The sequence below is a fragment of the Candidatus Binataceae bacterium genome (assembly GCA_035508495.1).
Classification (GTDB): domain Bacteria; phylum Desulfobacterota; class Binatia; order Binatales; family Binataceae; genus JASHPB01.
The window spans coordinates 13,349-31,088 of the sequence record DATJMX010000037.1; the positions used below are offsets into that span (position 1 = coordinate 13,349).

General features: G+C 59.7%; 9 protein-coding genes. 1 reads left to right on the plus strand and 8 read right to left on the minus strand.

Translation table 11 applies throughout. The features are described 5' to 3' along the window. Window positions 1-74 precede the first annotated feature (74 nt). Entirely contained in the window at window positions 75-1,838 is a 1,764-nt protein-coding gene (locus tag VMA09_12510; protein HUA34423.1) for an NAD(P)/FAD-dependent oxidoreductase, read from the plus strand. Between the two features lie 75 nt (window positions 1,839-1,913). Here VMA09_12510 and VMA09_12515 read toward each other — a convergent pair whose 3' ends face one another. The 8 genes from VMA09_12515 to VMA09_12550 all read right to left on the minus strand — a co-directional run bounded on the left by VMA09_12515 (window position 1,914) and on the right by VMA09_12550 (window position 17,358). Further along, complete coding sequence (locus tag VMA09_12515; GenBank protein HUA34424.1) at window positions 1,914-2,195, minus strand: hypothetical protein; 282 nt, start codon at window positions 2,193-2,195, stop codon at window positions 1,914-1,916. After that, the gene (locus VMA09_12520) at window positions 2,195-2,914 is read right to left on the minus strand and encodes a thioredoxin family protein (protein HUA34425.1); all 720 of its coding nucleotides are present in this window, start codon (window positions 2,912-2,914) and stop codon (window positions 2,195-2,197) included. Before VMA09_12520 ends, VMA09_12515 begins: the two co-directional genes overlap by 1 nt. Before the next feature lie 99 nt (window positions 2,915-3,013). Further along, complete coding sequence (locus VMA09_12525) at window positions 3,014-4,513, minus strand: alpha/beta fold hydrolase (GenBank protein HUA34426.1); 1,500 nt, start codon at window positions 4,511-4,513, stop codon at window positions 3,014-3,016. Window positions 4,514-4,746: 233 nt separating this feature from the next. After that, the gene (locus VMA09_12530) at window positions 4,747-5,223 is read right to left on the minus strand and encodes a hypothetical protein (GenBank protein HUA34427.1); all 477 of its coding nucleotides are present in this window, start codon (window positions 5,221-5,223) and stop codon (window positions 4,747-4,749) included. 74 nt (window positions 5,224-5,297) lie between these two features. Beyond that, the gene (locus VMA09_12535; protein ID HUA34428.1) at window positions 5,298-5,789 is read right to left on the minus strand and encodes a hypothetical protein; all 492 of its coding nucleotides are present in this window, start codon (window positions 5,787-5,789) and stop codon (window positions 5,298-5,300) included. 118 nt (window positions 5,790-5,907) lie between these two features. Continuing rightward, complete coding sequence (locus VMA09_12540) at window positions 5,908-9,126, minus strand: AAA family ATPase (GenBank protein ID HUA34429.1); 3,219 nt, start codon at window positions 9,124-9,126, stop codon at window positions 5,908-5,910. 218 nt (window positions 9,127-9,344) lie between these two features. Continuing rightward, entirely contained in the window at window positions 9,345-11,807 is a 2,463-nt protein-coding gene (locus VMA09_12545; GenBank protein HUA34430.1) for a response regulator, read from the minus strand. Next, window positions 11,800-17,358: a HAMP domain-containing protein gene (locus VMA09_12550; protein HUA34431.1), complete on the minus strand. Its 5,559-nt coding sequence runs from the start codon at window positions 17,356-17,358 to the stop codon at window positions 11,800-11,802. Before VMA09_12550 ends, VMA09_12545 begins: the two co-directional genes overlap by 8 nt. Window positions 17,359-17,740: the final 382 nt, after the last annotated feature.

Here is a 17,740-nt window from a genome sequence, read left to right on the forward strand (position 1 = left end):
GGGCTACTACTATTACGGTTTGCATGAGAGAAATTCGGACTTCCCCGAGAAGCCGAAATTAAAAGAGGTGCAATGTGAGCAGCAACGCCCCCGATAAGCCGCTCCTCGCGAGCATGGGTGCTCCGGCCCGCGAGCGCCATCCGCAAGAGTATTACGAAGAAATCAAGAAGAAGTTCGCCGAGGAACGCGATCTGCGGCTCGGCTATCGCCCCGAGGGAACCAGGCAGTTCACCTCCGATCTGTCGGGCGAGTTCTCGCGCTACGAGATCGATCCGTATAGCGGCGAAATCGAGCCGCGCGCGCCGATCAACGATACCGTCGAATGCCTTTTCATCGGTGGCGGATTCTCGGCGCTGCTGACCTCGGCGCGGCTGCGCGAGCGCGGCGTCGAGAGTATCCGTATCGTGGAGCGCGGCGGCGACGTCGGCGGCACCTGGTACTGGAATCGCTATCCCGGCGCGGCCTGCGACGTCGTCGCGTATGACTACCTGCCGCTGCTCGACGAGACCGGCTACGTGCCGACGCGGCACTACGCCAAGGCGCCCGAGATCTTCGGCTACTGCCAGATGATCGCGAAGCGCTACAACCTGTACGATCTCGCCGTGTTCCAGACCACCGTCACGTCGACGGTGTGGGATGAAGCCGAGAAGCTGTGGCATGTCGAGACCGATCGCGGCGATCACATGAAGGCGAAGTTCGTGATCTGCGCGAACGGCACGCTCTCCAAGCCCAAGCTCTCAAAGATCAACGGAATGGAAAAGTTCAAGGGCCATTCCTTCCACACTTCGCGCTGGGACTACGACTACTGCGGCGCGAATCTTGAGAAACTCCACGACAAGGTCGTGGGAATTATCGGTACCGGCGCGACTGCCGTGCAGGCGATCGGCGGGCTCGGTGCGAATGCCAAGGAGCTCTACGTCTTTCAGCGCACACCATCATCAATCGACGTCAAGGACGATTGGCCTACCGACGAGGAGTGGGCGAAGAAGTTGCAGCCCGGATGGCAGGCGAAACGGCGCGAGCGCGCGCGGCTTGAAGCGCGGCGGATGGAACCGCGGGTCGAGCAGACCGAAATTTCGCGCGAAGAAAAAATCCGCAAGCAGGAAAACGCCAACATCGATTACATGATGCGCATCCACAAGCGTATCGAGGAGATCGTCAAGGACAAGGCGACGGCGGAATCGCTCAAGCCATGGTACATGTTCATGTGCAAGCGGCCGTGCTTCGACAACGATTACCTGCCGACCTATAACCTGCCGACCGTGCATCTCATCGACACCCACGGCAAGGGCATCAACGAGATCACTGAAAACGGCCCGGTGTTCGAGGGCAAGGAATACAAGCTCGACCTGCTGATTTACGCGACCGGCTTCGAAGTGCAAAAGACCGGCATCTACAATCAGATCAAAGGCGTGGGCGGGCGCGAGCTGAATGAGAAATACGCCGAGGGCATCCGCACGATGGTCGGGATCCACTCGCAGGGTTACCCGAACCTGTTCATCATGGGCGGCTACCAGGCGTCGTTCCAGTTCAACCTCACCGACATGCTGCAGGCGCAGGGTGATCATATCGCCGCGTGTATCGACTACACGCGGCGCAACGGCTACGACACGATCGACGTGAAGCCGGAGTCCGAGGAATGGTGGGTGCAGGAAGTCATCAACAATCGCGGCAAGACCAGCCGCAACCAGGAATGCACTCCCGGTTATTACAACTTCGAGGGTGAGTTCCAGCGCCGCCAGGACGGCAACTACAACGGCGGCTTCAACAAGTACTGCACGCACATGGAAGACGTGCAGGCGAAGATGGGCGATCACTTCGTCTTCACCAGGAAGTAACCAACAGTGGGCGCCCGCGAGGGCGCCCACCTTATCACTGTTCGAAATTCCAGTATTGCGCGAAGTTCGCTGCGATCACCTCGATGATCCGCGCATGCGACTGAACTGCCGTGTCGCGAAGTAGACGATCGATACGACGCAAGCGGCAATGAGAAATGTGCGCATCATGCTGGCAGTCGAAATCGAGATCCCGAAACCGCTGCAAATGGCGACGTAGGCCGCGATGCAGGCGGGGCATTTCGGAATCAGCGCGAGCATTCCTGTCGGCACGATCCATCCGAGTGTTGCACGCACGCGTGACGACGGCGGAATGCTCGCCTGCGCTTCGGCGTCGGAGATTCCGCAGCACGCACTCATCACTTGGCTCCGTTCGAATAAGTATCGTGGCGGCGTACCCAATCGGTAAGGTTCTTGTTAGGCCCGGTCTCGTTGCGGCCCTTGGGCGTGATGTCGAGGAACATGTACGCGCCGAGTGCGCGCTCGTCACCGCGCCCGTATGACGAATAGGTCTGGAAGATCGCGCCGGAATCGTCTTTGTAGAAAACGCTGATGCCGTGCAGGTCCTCGGTCGTTGCCTTGGTCATTTCGTAGTTGTAATAAACCTCGCCCTTCGCCATCGCTTCCTTGGTGAAGGTAACGTTGAAGTCATAGTTGAAGTCGCTGCCGGCCGATGACACCCAGTCAAATTTCCATCCCATCCGCTTCTTGTAGGCCTCGAGCGAGGCGAGCGGCCCACGCGACACGGCTATGAACTTCACGTCGTGATGGGAGATGTGCTGGTTCGCGCCATCAACGTGATCGCTGAAGAACGAGCATCCGACGCATCCTTCCTTCGCATCGGGCCCGAACATGAAGTGATACACGATGAGCTGGCTGCGGCCGTCGAAGAGCTGCGAGAGAGTTTTCTTGCCCTGCGGCGTATCGAAGACATACTCCTTGTCGATCCTGACCCACGGCATGCTGCGGCGCTCGGCGTTGAGCTCGTCGAACGCCTGCGACATCTGCTTTTCCCTGGCGAGCAAAGCCTTGCGCGCTGCGATCCATTCTTCGCGAGAGACGACCTGATGCTGGCTCATGACATGACCTCCTCGGCGGCGGTGGAAAACCTCTACGTTAAATAACCTGTTGGTTAAATAACTCGCACCGCGGCCGATGTCAAGCCGTGCATCCTCGCGTCAGCGGGCCTGCGCGCTTTTCTCAGGCGTTCGTAGAAACTTCTCGATTGCTCGTAGGATCAAATCGATGCTGTCGCGTCTGCCGATGTAATGGCCTTCGTCGGGCAGGACGAGCTTCGACAACCTGGAACTGTGCTGGTAACGGTCGAGCAGGGCGAGTCGGGCGGGTGCCCGGGAGAACTCGTCGTTGATGCCATAAATGAACAGCACCGATGGCACATTCGCGGGTTCCGGAACGGTTGTCAGGTCCGCGATTCCCGAGAAGTCGATCAGGTTTTGAAACTCCGGATTCGCCGCGGCAACACGATGCGCCACGATCGAACCGTAAGAGACTCCGACGATAATCCGTGGAACGTGGATTGGTCTGACGCGATCGAGTTCGCGAATATCTTCTTGAACGGCGTGGACCTGGATCGGTATCGCCTGAGCGTCGTCGGAAAGGTTACTTAGCGAATAGTCACTTCCGATGCCGGTCGAGCCCGGGTAATTAATCGCATAGACGGCTATGTCGTGGTGGAGCAGGAAATCAAAGTAGAGATCGTAGCGGGGCGAGACCTGCTCATGAGGTCCGCCGTGCAGCCAAATGAGCAATGCTTTCGGCTCTTTGCCGGGAAGGTAAAGAAAATTCGTCATCCCGCGCGAATTCTTAATCGGAATAGCGGGAGGCTGATGGAAATTCACGCGAGAAGTGAGTAAAGGCTTCAGGTCCTTACCTTCAAACCAGAAAAAGCCTAGCGGATGTTCGTCACTCGCATAAAACAACAGTGGAGGGCCGAAATCGAGTGAGAAATCGTATGTGACTCCCGTAAGTGGCGACCTGGCTTGGCTTTCGCCGCCCGCCAGTTTGAAAGCGATGAAATTCTCATCGAAATCTGAGCGGAAAGTATATTCTTTGTTACCCAATGCAAGCGGCGAGAATTGATCATGATCGCTCGGATAGATGCGCTTAGTATCTCCACTTTTGAGATCGAGACTATAAATCTGCCTGAAGCTGCTTTCATGATCGGAGGTGAAGAGCAGATGCCCTTGCTTTTCCGATAACATCCGCCGAAAGAATCCCTCTTTGGGCGCTCGCCATATTCTTCGGAACTGTTGCGGCTGAATATCGTATTGCCAGATATCGAAGCGCTCATCCTCCATGAAAACACTGCGGCCGTCATCGGCCCACGCGACCGATCGAAACCGGGAGGCTGAAGACGGAACACTTATGGGTTTCGACTGAGCATAATCGAACAGCGCCAGCCGCGCGCCAGATAGATAGGCAAGGAGCTGTCCCGAAGGTGCGAAGACGGGGTCGCCTTCGTCTGGTCCTGTCGTGCTCGAAAGCTCGCGGAGTTGCTTCAATTTCAAATCATATAGAAAGACCGCGAAGACGCCCGCTCCGCCCTGATCGGAAACGAGGGCCAGCGTTCGGCAATCCGGAGCCAGCGATTGGGCGATGAAGCTGCGCTGCCCGGTTATCCTCGTGGCAGAAACCTGCGGCCGCTTCGCATCGCTCATATCGATGACGAAGGGGCGAATCGGGCCATCCTTGTTGGACGAATAGATGATCTTCGAGCATGAAGGTGCAAAGATCGCGTGAGTATTCAGCAGTTCCGGTGAGACGAAGGCGGAAGTCGCGGCCTGCGCGCTGCCGTTCGGCAGAAGCGCAAGCACGATTGCCAGAAACACGATGTATCTCACTTGAAAGCGGCGAACTCGCGGAGCGCTTTTGTCGCAGGAGCTGATGATTATTAGTGACTCACGCGCTGCCATGTTACCGGCGGGCCATATCTGCCTATCATCGTAACCTGGTCCGGGGTCGTGAAGTTGTACGAACCGCTGTCGGATGCGCCCGTCGCCGTCATCCAGAGCCATACTCCATGCAGCGCGGCATAGGAGCCGAAGATCGGCACCGGCGACGATCCGGGGAACGTGGTCTTAAACGTGCCGTTGGCATTGATCTGCGCGCGCATGTGAATCACGTTGCCCTGCGGCGAGGGCACTGCGGCTTCCCAGACGCCGACCAGTTTCGGATCGACCGGCTGTGAGGCATTGGGCTGAAACGGCGAGCTCGCGGCAATCTGCGGCGGCGCTCCTTGCGCCAAAGCCTCCTCGCCGCCGAGGATCGTCGAAATTCCCAGAGCGACGATCAGAACTGCGAAGAATCCTGCGCGAAATCTCGCGCGAGACTGTGATAGCGACACGCGATTCGTAGACAATCGGTCCATTTGAAACGCCGCGCTGAGCCGCGGTGAGCCAAATGTTTACCGATCTGCAGACGAGAAGGGAACTGCGCGCTCAGCTATTGCCTTACCCACTCCTCCTGGGTCGTGACTTCGGCGCCGCTGGTGTTCACCGCCTTCACGATGGCGCCATTCTGCCCAACGGCGAGGGCCTCCGTGAAATCCACGATCGGACAGGCGAGCGAGGCGCTCGATGGAATGAAGGAAAGATTGGCGGTTCCGGTGCCGTCGGAATTCATCGAATATATTCCGGCGAGCTTGCCGGGACACACATCGCCCGCAAGATCGGTAATCGTCTCGGCGCCGCTGACAAGGTTACCCCTGCAGTCGGCGGTGATAGCTCCCGAACCGCCGATTTGTCCGACCGGCACGCCGGCCGCCGAGAAGCTCAGGCTGTAGCGTCCGCACAGGATCAGGTTGAACGGGTTGGGTTTAGCGGCGCACCCTCCGGGCACGCCAGGGTTGGGACCGCAAGCCGCGTAGGCCAGTCCCGAGGATGCCAGCATCGAAAGGACCATGGACGTTGTCATCGCAAATTTCTTAAGCTGCATCGGGTCGGAGCTCCTTAGCTCAACTATGTGTCAACAAATCGACGGTTCCGTCGCGAGACCTGGACCGACTGAACCATACGTAAGGATTTTCTGCAAAAAGTAAAGTGAGCGCCGACGGCTAGGCCGCGATCGCCTGCGCGAGCGTGTTGTCAGCGCGGTGCAGCCATCCCGTCATGCCGATCGAGCGGAATTGATCGCGTGCGTCCTCGAGCAGCGACAGCGCACTGCGCCCGTCACCGTTAACGCCGCGTCGCAAATACATCGTGGCTTCATCGTAGTCCGCCAGCGCACGCAGCGGACGCGCCCCCTGTTCGTCGAGCACCCCGCGCGCTTTGGCGAACCATTCGCGCGCTTCGTCGTACCGCTTCTGCAGAGCGCACAGTCTTGCCAGCGAGAGGCGGCTGTCGCGCATCGGATAGCGAAAATCAGGCGCGAGAACCTTGTTCAGGATACAGCGTTCGATGATCGAGGCTGATTCCGGACGATTGAGCGACCACAGCGCGGCGGCCGCATCGCATACGACGGCCGTATAAGTCGGTTCCCACGGCGCGCCGCGTTCGAAGGCATTTCTTAAGCTCGCGATCCATTCAAGCGCCATCGCCTCCTGGCTGATGCGCGAGAAGAAGTAAGCGCCGCAAGCGCGAATCATCGCGAACGCCCAGTTGTCTTCGGGTTTCGGACTATTGAGCACGTCCATGCCGCCCGGATCCTGCAGCAACTGCTCCCAGCCCTCGTCGGTCGCGACTCTCAGATCATGATGCGCACTGATTAGATTCAGATTGTACTTCGGCCCCGACGGTGAATTGCTCACACGCGCAACCAGCAGTTGACCGCGTGTCATCGTCGCTCGCGCGGCCTCGAAGTCACCGAGAGCGATCTGAGCGCAGGCAACGTTGCCGAGCGCGGTGACGGCCCATCCGATACGGCCGCGGCTCTCCGCGTCGCCGGCATCCTTTTGCCAGATCGGCAATGCGCGCTTATACTCGCCGGCCAGCAGCAGCAGCGATAGGGCGTTGGGATTCCTGTCGTTGATGATTTCGAGCCGCGAATCGTAGCGCGTATCGGCGCGATGAATCCCGACCGTTTCGCGGGGCAGGGTCGTCAGAACGGCGCGCCATTCGCGTTGACCTTGCGAATCGACGCGGATCCCGGGGTTGTTGGCGTCTTCGGCTTCTTCGCGCGCGAGATCGATCTCGCGCAGCCGCGCCCAGACCATGTCGCGGCGATCGCCGATCAACCGCAGGCCTTCGCGTGCGAGTCGCCAGGAATGCCGGGTAAGTCCCGGCGCAGAGAGCTCCTGGACAACGCTGTCGAGATAAGCCGCGGCGGCATGGTCGCCCTCGCTTGCGGCGATCTGCTCGCTCGCCAACATCGCGGTGTCATAAGCGCCATCGCCGTTGAGCGTCCACGCGAGAGCGAGGCCCAGGCGAGCGAGCAGATCGGTCCGCCGCGGATCGCGCGGCGCGACCAGTTCGAGCGCGATGCGCAGGAAGGCAACGACTTCGTCATAGGCGCACGCGGCTTCCGCGTTGTTGGCGGCCGCGATCGAATAGTCGACGCCACGGTCCGCACGTCCTGAGGCGGATGCGCTGCGCCAGAAATGGTACGCAACTTCCGCGGCATGCTCGGCGGCGCGCTCGCCCCAGTGCTGCTCCATCGTTTCGGCGATCGAGCGATGCAGTCGAACGCGCCGGACCGGATTCAGCACGGAATAAAGGGTGTGACGAATAAGAGCGTGGCTGAAGTCGAACTTGTCAGTGCCGGCGCCCGCGCGCAGTAGCTGCGCTTTCAGCGCTTCGTCCAACGCGTTGAGGGCGGTTGCTTCGTCGAGGTTGGCGACCACCGCGGCCACATCAAATGAGAACTCACCTTTGAAAGCCGCGCCGACGCTGAGCAAATTTCGCGCGTCGTCAGACAGCCGCTGCACGCGCCGCTCGACGATCTCACGGACGCCGTCTGGAATCCCGAGCGACTCGATATCGAGCTTGGCCTCCCACTGCTGCCCATCACTCAATATTTTACCTTCCTCAACCAGATGCATCAGGAGCTCGCGGATGAAGAAGGGATTGCCGCTAGTCTCGGAGCTGATCGCGTTGATGAGTTCCGCTGGTGCATCCTGGTCGCCGACGATATTGAGCAATTCACCAACTTCGCCACCCGCCAGACCCTGGAGCGCAATATTCTCAAAGTTGGGCAGGCGCCTCACACTGGCAAGAACCGGCGCCAGCGGATGGCGTTCGTCAACCTCGGCATCTCGATACGCGCCGATCATCAGAATCGGATTTGACGAAACGACATGCGCGACGTGACTCAGCATTGCCGCCGTGCCGCGGTCGGCCCAGTGCAAATCGTCGAGAATGAGAACCAGCGGTGAGCTTTGCGACACTGCGATCAATGTCTGCGCGACGACGTCCAGGAGCCGGAAGCGCTCTTCCTCTCTGTCGAGCGCGCCCTGTGGCTCGGGAATATCGCCGAGATGGCGGCGCAGCGAGGGCGCGATACGCACCATCGCGGACGCGCCGTCGCGTAGCACAGCTTTCAGTTCGGAGGCTGACGCGATTCGCGCGTAGTCCGCGATTATCTCGGAGAACGGACCGTACGGCGGCTGGAACTCGCCGTCGTAGCACGCGCCGCGCAGGACGATCGTGCGATGCTGCCGCGCCACGTCAGAGAACTCTTCGATGAGGCGCGTCTTGCCGATACCGGGTTCGCCTTGAAGCATCACGATCGCGCCGTGGCTGTTGCAGGCGAGCTCGAGCTTCGCAAGCAATCGTTTGAGCTGCTGCGCGCGGCCAACGAAGGGCGTTCGATTGAGCAGCGCGATCGGATCGTTGCGCTCGTAGAGCGTCTCGCATGCTTCGATCGGTTCGTTGATTCCCTTCAGCTTGAAAGGACCGAGCGGGCGGAACTTGAAGGCGCGCGAGCTGAGCAGTTCCGCGACCAGCTTACTGCAGAGAATCTGGCCGGCGTCGGCCTCGTTGCACAGGCGCCGCGCGACGACGACCGCTGTGCCGAAGTATCCCTGCTCCTGGCGCACGGCTTCGCCGCAATGGATCCCGATGCGGATTTCAAACCTGAGGTTCGCGACGGGACGGCGCGCCGTCTGCTGGATCTTGATCGCACAACGCACCGCGTCCGCCGAGGAGTCGAAGGCCGCAAGCACGCCATCGCCGAGCCACTGCAGCTCTTCGCCAGCGCAGGCTTTAATCGCGTCCGTTATGAGCTTGTGGTGGGCGCGAAAAAAACTCTGCCCGGTTTCATCGCCGGCGTTCTGTAAATGATCCGTCGAGTTGACGAGATCGGAGACTAGAAGCGTGAGCGTACCGGACCGAGGCATGGACCTAAACCATCGTCAGAGGACGCCTTCTGTCAGACCTGCTTACATGTTTCGCTTCTCATTCTTTATAACTGTTCATAGCGTCATGTCAATTTGACATATCTAATAATGCTATAAGGACGTTAAATGGCCGTATCAACGCCTGAGAACTTCGGTGCGGGCGCAAATGTGGGTCGGCCGCGGACTGCAATCTCCGCAGACGGCTAGCAGAGATAAACTCAGTGAGAGGTCTCAGGCGCTGGCTTGAGGCTGGTGATCGCGGCGACCAGGTGCGCGATATCTACCGGCTTGGATACGTAGAGCTGAAAGCCTGCTTTTAGCGCACGGCCGCCGTCTTCGGCGCGTCCCTGTGCTGAGAGCGCGATCGCGGGGGTGTGCCCGCCCGCCTTAGCGTCGAGCTGGCGCACGGCGCGTATGAAGTCGTAGCCGTCGACCTCGGGCATCGAAAGATCGCTGATCACCACATCCGGATGGAAGTGCTGAAGGACTGCTATGCCCTGAGCGGCAGACGCGGAGGTCGTCACGGACGCTCCGAAGTGATGATGCAGGATCTCCGACAGGAGTTCACGTGCGTCATCGTCGTCTTCGACGACCAGGATCTTGAGATGACTCAGGCCAGGTCCCTTGGTCAGTTGGTTGTTTGCGTTTTCGGGGCCGCGCGATTCGGCGGCCCTGGCCGATTTCGCCAAGGGCAGGTCGACCGTGATGGTCGTGCCCTGGCCGGGGCCTGCGCTGGCGGCGCCGATCGAGCCGCCATGGGCCTCCAGCAAGCGCTTGGCGAGCGTCAGGCCCAGTCCCATTCCGCTGTGGCGGCGAGTCGAGGAGCTGCTGCCCTGGCGAAACGCGTCGAAGATCAAGGGCAGGACATCCGGGGCGATTCCTTCGCCGGTGTCGCTTATCGAGATTTGCAAACCGGTTTTAAGAATTTTCGCTTCGAGATTGATTCGGCCGCCGCTCGGCGTGAACTTGACCGCGTTTGACAGGATGTTACCAAAGACCTGCTGGAGGCGTTCCGCATCGCCGGTAAAATCCATAAACGGGGAAACCGCAGCCTCAAGAGCGATGTTTTTTGCTTTCGCCGCTGGCTGAATCGCGTCGACCGCGGCGTTAATCACTTCGGCGAGATCGATTGTGCCGCGATCGAGCCGCAGGGTGCCGTTGGTGATTCGCGAGACGTCGAGGAGGTCCTCGATCAGGCTGGTCTGGCGCTTGGCGTTGCGCTCGATGGTCTCGAGCGCCTGCTTCAGCTCCGGTGGCGCCTTTCGTTGGGCGATCGCGGTCCATCCGAAAATGGCCTGAAGCGGGGTGCGCAGCTCATGCGAGATCATGGCGAGAAATTCGTCTTTCTCGCGATTGGCGCGCTCTGCTTCAGCGCGAGCGGTCTGTTCCTTTTCGAGCAGCAGAGACCGCTGGACCTCGTGCTCTTCGATCAGCTTGCGCGCCTTCACGAGCGAAGTCACTTCGGTTGCAAAGGTGATAACACGATCGATTGGCCCCGCAAGATTGCGTAGCGGCTGGGCGGTGAACTGAACGAAACGCTCCGAGCCATTCGACATGAAGGGCAGCTCGTCGGCTGAAACGGCCTTGCCCGTTTGATAGGCCTCCTCGATGAGCGCCAGGGCCTCGGACCCCATTCCCATGTCCGACGCGCTGATACCGACGGGATCGCGCTTGCCTGTCAGGCCGCGCAATTCGGGGCTCGCGAAGATGCACTTCATCGAGGGCATTCGCAGGATCGAGATAAGAGCTGGAATCGCGCCGAACACATCGTACAACAGGCGGCGCTCGAGTTGCTGGCTGAGCGCCCAGGCTGCCCGCTCAGCGACCGCGCGAAACAGCACAAGATCGCCGGGCGAAAAGCTCGATGCGCGCGAGGACGCGATACAAGCGAAACCGTAGATTTCGCCAGTGTGAATCAACGGGATGCAGGACAGCGCCGTCACCGGCGAAGTTGCAGACAATTCGATAACGCTGAACGGCGGCGTCGCTTTTGACTCCAGGGCGCCGACCAGATCGGGGACTTTCTGAAAGATCGATCGATTAGTGCCGGCCGCCGCGTGAACGACGTACTCGCCCTGTTCCCGCAACAGGATCGCGGCAGAATCCGCGGTGTCGGCAGCATCCAGCAAGACGGCCAGCAGCTCGCGAAAGAATCCCTCCAGCAGAGGTTCTTCCCAATCGGCCGCGGTGATTCGCACGAATGCACTGAGCTTGCGCTCGGCCTCATCGCGTTCGCTGGTGCGCAGAAATAGTTCTTTGTTGCGGTAGCGCTCGCGGCCCTCGAACAGATCGACGAAGCCGCGAACCCTGGCGCGCACGATCTCGGCGTCGAAGGGCTTGGTGATGTAGTCGACTGCGCCCGCGGCATAGCCGCGCCTCACGTAAGAGTCATCCTGGTGAATCGCGGTCACGAACAGAACCGGGAGGCGGCGCCCGTACTCCAGCTCCCGAAGCGCCGCCGCGAGTTGGAAGCCGTCCATCTCGGGCATCTGGACGTCGAGTAGCGCAACCGCGAACTGCTCCCGCTGGATCGCAAGCAGCGCCTCGCGTGCCGACTGCGCTTCGACCAGGCGCGCCCCAAGCGGCTTCAGGAGCGCCGAAAGAGCGATCAGGTTCGCCTTTACGTCGTCAACCAGCAGAACGCCGGCACGGCTATGCACCGCGGGTTGCAGTTCACCCATCGGTCGTTACGCTCTGAGTAATCGCGGGGGCGATGCGCTCAATGCCCGTGCGCCAATAGTCTACAACCGCGAGGAGCTTTTCGAGCTCGACCGGCTTGGTGACATAGTCAGTCGCGCCGGCCTCGAGGGCCTTCTCGCGATCGCCCTTCATGGCTTTTGCGGTAAGAGCGATGATCGGCAGGGTGGCGAACTGCTTAATCTCGCGGATCGCCTTGGTCGCCGCGAGGCCGTCCATCTCCGGCATCATGGTATCCATCAGCACAACTTCGATATCCGGCTCGCGATGCAATATCTCGAGCGCGACCCGTCCATTCTCGGCGTGAAGGACCTTCATACCTTGCTTTTCGAGTACCGAGCGCAGTGCGAAAATGTTGCGCGCGTCGTCATCGACGAGCAGCACCTTGGCGCCCTCGAAGCTGGCGCCGTCGCGCAGCGCCGGAATATTTCCTTCGAAGCGTTCATCGAGCCTGATGCGTTCGTCGAGGATCGGAAGCTCGGCCCCGCTGCGCGTGGTTGGCAGCGTCAGGGTAAACGTGCTGCCTTGATCCGGCGCGCTCACGACGTCGATCGATCCGCCGAGCAGGCGCGCGATCTCGCGACTGATAGTCAGTCCGAGTCCGGTACCACCATATTTGCGACTGATTGTACCGTCCGCCTGCTGGAAAGCCTCGAAGATGAGTTTCTGCTTGTCGGGCGAAATACCAATTCCGGTATCCTGCACGACGAAACTTAGCATCGGTTCGCCACGCTCGATGGATGCAGTTTTCACCGTCATCACGACTCCGCCCGATGCAGTGAACTTGAATGCATTGGAGAGGAGATTCTTCAGGATCTGCTGCAAACGACTGGCATCGGTGAAGATACTGTCTGGCAGCGTTGGATCCATTTTTATTTCGAAGGCTAGCGACTTCTGCGCGGCTTCGTGGCGGAACGTCTGCCAAAGGTAATCGTGGATCTCCGCGAGGCGAACCATCCGGCGCTCGATCGGCATCTTACCGGCCTCGACCTTCGACAGGTCGAGAATCTCGTTAATCAGCGACAGCAGGTCGTTGCCCGATGTGTATACCGTTTGCGCAAACTTGACCTGCTCTTCCGTGAGATTGCCGTTCTCGTTCTCCGCCAGCATCTTGCTCAGGATGAGCAGGCTATTGAGTGGAGTGCGCAGCTCGTGGCTCATATTGGCCAGGAACTCGGACTTATATCGCGAAATGAGTTGCAGCTGTTCGGCTTTTTCTTCGAGGCTCAGGCTCGCCAGCTCCACTTCGTTGTTCTTGATTTCGAGTAGCTTGGCTTTGTCATTGAGCTCACTGGCCTGCGCTTCGAGTTCGGCATTCGACTTCTTGAGCTGCTGCAATAGCTCGTCGGTGCGCATTCCGGAAGAAATGATATTGAGCGTAACACCAATCGAGTCAGTGAGCTGATCGAGGAAGGTCAGGTGATTGGCGCCGAATTGATTGAGCGTGGCCAGTTCGATAACAGCTTTGGTTTCACCTTCGAACAGGACTGGAAGCACGACGACGGAGCGAGGCGGGGCCTCTCCCATACCGCTCGCAATATAGATGAAGTCCGAAGGTACATCGCGAAGCAGTATTCTTTTTTTCTCGAACGCGCACTGGCCGATGAGCGTTTCCTGGAGGCGAAAGCGATTAGCCAGAGATTTGCGGCCGCCGAAGCCATAGCTGGCGATCAACTGGAGTACGGGCTCGCCGACCGCGTCGGTCTCCATCGTATAGAACGCGCCCTGCTGGGCGTCGAGCAGCGGGGTCAGCTCGCTCATGATCAACTGGGCGACCGACACAATATTACGCTGCCCCTGCATCAAGCTGGAGAAGCGCGCCAGGTTGGTCTTTAGCCAATCCTGCTCCTGGTTCTTGTTAGTCGTGTCCTTGAGATTGCCGATCATCGTGTTGATGTTGTCTTTGAGTGCGGCCAGCTCGCCTTGCGCTTCGACGGTGATATAACGGGTAAGGTCACCCTTCGCGACGGCGGTCGAGACTTCGGCAATCGCGCGCACCTGCGAAGTGAGATTTCCTGCGAGATGGTTGACGTTGTCGGTGAGGTCGCGCCAGGTGCCGGCCGCGCCGGGAACTTTTGCCTGACCGCCAAGTTTTCCTTCGATACCGACTTCACGCGCAACCGTGGTGACCTGATCTGCGAATATGCGCAGCGTAGTGGTCATGTCGTTGATGGTCTCGGCCAGCGCGGCAACTTCACCTTGCGCTTCGAGGACGAACTTCTGCGAGAGATCACCGCTCGCGACTGCGGTCACGACTTTGACGATACCGCGGACCTGCTTGGTCAGGTTGCCGGCCATGATATTGACGTTGTCGGTGAGGTCCTTCCATACGCCCGACACGCCAGGGACGATAGCTTCGCCGCCGAGCTTCCCTTCGATACCGACTTCACGCGCGAGCGTCGTGACCTGGTCGGCGAAGGTTCGCAGCGTGTCGGTCATGCTATTGATCGTTTCCGCCAGGCCCGCGACTTCGCCTTTGGCTTCGAGCACGAATTTTTGCGAGAGGTCACCGGTCGCGACCGCGGTAACGACCTTGATAATGCCGCGCACCTGCTTGGTCAGATTCGCGGCCATGAAATTGACGTTGTCGGTCAGATCCTTCCACGTCCCGCTGACGCCTTTGACTTCGGCCTGGCCGCCGAGCTTGCCTTCGGTGCCGACTTCTTTCGCCACGCGCGTAACTTCGGCGGCGAACGAGTTCAGCTGATCGACCATCTTGTTGATCACGTCTTTGATCTGGAGGATTTCGCCGCGGACATCGACGGTGATCTTTTGAGTAAGGTCGCCGTTGGCGATGGCGGTGGCGACCTTGGAGACGTCGCGAAGCTGTACGGTGAGGTTGGAGGCCAGGACGTTAACGTTGTCGGTCAGATCCTTCCAGGTGCCGTACACGCCTTTGACGTCGGCCTGGCCGCCGAGTTTTCCCTCGGTCCCGACTTCTTTGGCGACGCGCGTAACTTCCGCCGCGAACGATCGCAGCGTATCGACCATCGTGTTGATGGTGTTTTTGAGTTCGAAGATTTCGCCGAGGGCGTCGACGGTGATTTTTTGCGACAGGTCACCGTTAGCGACCGCGGTAGTAACTTTTGCGATGTTGCGGACCTGGGTAGTGAGATTCGCGGCCAGGACGTTGACGTTGTCGGTGAGATCCTTCCAGGTGCCATAAACGCCTTTGACGTCGGCCTGGCCGCCGAGCTTGCCTTCGGTCCCGACTTCTTTGGCAACGCGGGTAACTTCCGCCGCAAACGAGCGCAGCGTATCGACCATCGTATTGATAGTGTTTTTGAGTTCGAAGATTTCGCCGCGCGCATCGACGGTGATCTTCTGCGAGAGGTCGCCGTTGGCGACCGCGGTAGTAACCTTTGCGATGTTACGGACCTGGGTAGTCAGATTCGCGGCCAGAACGTTGACGTTGTCGGTCAGGTCCTTCCAGGTGCCGCTGACGCCTTTAACTTCCGCCTGGCCGCCGAGCTTGCCTTCGGTGCCGACTTCCTTGGCGACGCGCGTGACCTCCGCCGCGAAGGAGTTCAGCTGATCGACCATCTTATTGATGACGTCTTTGATCTGAAGGATTTCACCTTTGACGTCGACCGTGATCTTCTGAGTGAGGTCGCCATCGGCGATCGCGGTTGCGACCTTGGACACGTCGCGCAACTGAACAGTGAGGTTCGAGGCGAGGACGTTGACGTTATCGGTCAGGTCCTTCCAGGTGCCGCTGACGCCTTTAACTTCGGCCTGACCGCCGAGCTTACCTTCCGTACCAACCTCGTTGGCGACGCGTGCGACTTCGGCGGCGAACGATCGCAGCGTATCGACCATCGTGTTGATGGTGTTTTTCAGTTCGTAGATTTCACCGCGCGCATCGACAGTGATCTTCTGCGACAGGTCGCCATTAGCAACTGCGGTAGTAACCTTCGCGATATTACGGACCTGGGTGGTGAGGTTTGCGGCGAGGCCGTTGACGTTGTCGGTCAGGTCCTTCCAGGTGCCGCTGACGCCTTTGACCTCCGCCTGGCCGCCGAGCTTGCCCTCGGTGCCGACTTCCTTGGCGACGCGGGTAACTTCGGCGGCGAACGAGTTGAGCTGATCAACCATCTTGTTGATCACGTCTTTGATCTGAAGGATTTCGCCGCGGACATCGACCGTGATCTTCTGCGTGAGGTCGCCGTTGGCGATCGCGGTTGCGACTTTCGAAACGTCGCGCAACTGAACGGTGAGATTGGTCGCGAGCACGTTGACGTTATCGGTGAGATCTTTCCAGGTGCCGTAAACGCCTTTGACGTCGGCCTGGCCGCCGAGCTTGCCTTCGGTGCCGACTTCCTTGGCGACACGGGTAACTTCGGCGGCGAATGATCGCAGCGTATCGACCATCGTGTTGATGGTGTTTTTGAGCTCGAAGATTTCACCGCGCGCATCGACAGTGATCTTCTGCGAGAGGTCGCCGTTCGCGACCGCGGTAGTAACTTTTGCGATGTTGCGGACCTGGGTAGTCAGATTCGCGGCCAGGACGTTGACGCTGTCGGTCAGATTCTTCCACGTGCCGCTGACGCCGCGAACCTCGGCCTGCCCGCCGAGCATACCCTCGGTGCCGACTTCCTTGGCGACACGGGTAACTTCCGCCGCGAACGAGCGCAGCGTATCGACCATGGTGTTGATGGTGTTTTTGAGCTCGAAGATTTCACCGCGCGCATCGACAGTGATTTTCTGCGACAGATCGCCCTCGGCGACTGCGGTGGTAACCTTGGCGATATTGCGGACCTGAGCCGTGAGGTTGGCGGCGAGACCGTTGACGTTCTCGGTGAGGTCCTTCCAGGTGCCGCTGACGCCTTTAACGTCGGCCTGACCGCCGAGCTTGCCTTCGTTGCCGACTTCCTTGGCGACGCGCGTGACTTCGGCGGCGAACGAGTTGAGCTGATCGACCATGCTGTTGACGGTCTCGCCGATGCGGTGAAACTCGCCGCGAACCGGCCGCCCTTCGATCTCGAGCGCCATCTTCTGCGACAGGTCGCCGCGCGCGACCGCCGTGATAACGCGGGCAACTTCGTTGGTGGGGGATACGAGGTCGGCGATCAGCTGGTTGACGCTGGTCATCCCCACCGCCCAGTCGCCGCGCGCGGCGCCGACCGACGCCCGCTCGAACATCTTGCCTTCCTGGCCGACGATCTTGCCGACCCGCACGAGTTCCTTTGTCATGTGCTCGTTCAGGCCGAGAACGTCGTTGAGCAGTTCTCCTGCCTGACTCATGAGGCCATGTTTTTGATATTCGAACCTGACGCTGAAATCGCCTTGCTTGAAGGCCTTGAGGACCTCGATGAACTGCAGGAGCTCGTTCTGGTCATCGGTCGATAGGGCGTGGTCGTCGAATCCGGGGCTTGCGGCGCGACCGTTGCGGGCGCGCCGCTCTCCGTTCTTCCACGGTTTCGCGGCGCCGTTCGTTTGCGCGGGCGTGTCAGAGGCGACCGCTCGCGAGCGCCGCGCTCGCGCTTCCTTGGCGGCCGTTGCGGGCGAATCCGTCGAGAGGTTATTTGCACCCATGAGTTTCTATCGCAACCTTTCTGCGTATCGCGATACGATTCGACTACGCACTTACCGGGGAGTTCCGCTATGGTTCCCGATGCAGGGACACAGAGTCCCGCGCGCTGAGAGCATCAAGCGTGCCGCCCTTCGGCAATTCAGCCGTAATTGGCGGCATCACCAGCTCTCGGCGATTGTTCTGGCAAATCGGCGATTTTCTGAACTAAATAAAGGCTCGGCTTAGGACTGGCGTCGAGAATCCGGTAAAAATTCCCTTCACGATCGAGCAGCGATTTCAGGTTTTATCTCAAATTACTTTCGCGCGGTAATCACGCATGCTGCGCACGGTTCGCCACGGCAGGTCTGGAGAGTCCCAGTCGGCGCGCCTCAGAAGCGTCACCGG

Excerpts from the sequence above, each read along its gene's own strand:
- VMA09_12535 (HUA34428.1), bottom strand. The coding sequence starts at position 5,789 with ATGCAGCTTAAGAAATTTGCGATGACAACGTCCATGGTCCTTTCGATG.
- VMA09_12515 (HUA34424.1), bottom strand. The coding sequence starts at position 2,195 with ATGAGTGCGTGCTGCGGAATCTCCGACGCCGAAGCGCAGGCGAGCATT.
- VMA09_12540 (HUA34429.1), bottom strand. The coding sequence starts at position 9,126 with ATGCCTCGGTCCGGTACGCTCACGCTTCTAGTCTCCGATCTCGTCAAC.
- VMA09_12545 (HUA34430.1), bottom strand. The coding sequence starts at position 11,807 with ATGGGTGAACTGCAACCCGCGGTGCATAGCCGTGCCGGCGTTCTGCTG.
- VMA09_12520 (HUA34425.1), bottom strand. The coding sequence starts at position 2,914 with ATGAGCCAGCATCAGGTCGTCTCTCGCGAAGAATGGATCGCAGCGCGC.
- VMA09_12530 (HUA34427.1), bottom strand. The coding sequence starts at position 5,223 with ATGGACCGATTGTCTACGAATCGCGTGTCGCTATCACAGTCTCGCGCG.
- VMA09_12525 (HUA34426.1), bottom strand. The coding sequence starts at position 4,513 with ATGAGCGATGCGAAGCGGCCGCAGGTTTCTGCCACGAGGATAACCGGG.
- VMA09_12550 (HUA34431.1), bottom strand. The coding sequence starts at position 17,358 with ATGGGTGCAAATAACCTCTCGACGGATTCGCCCGCAACGGCCGCCAAG.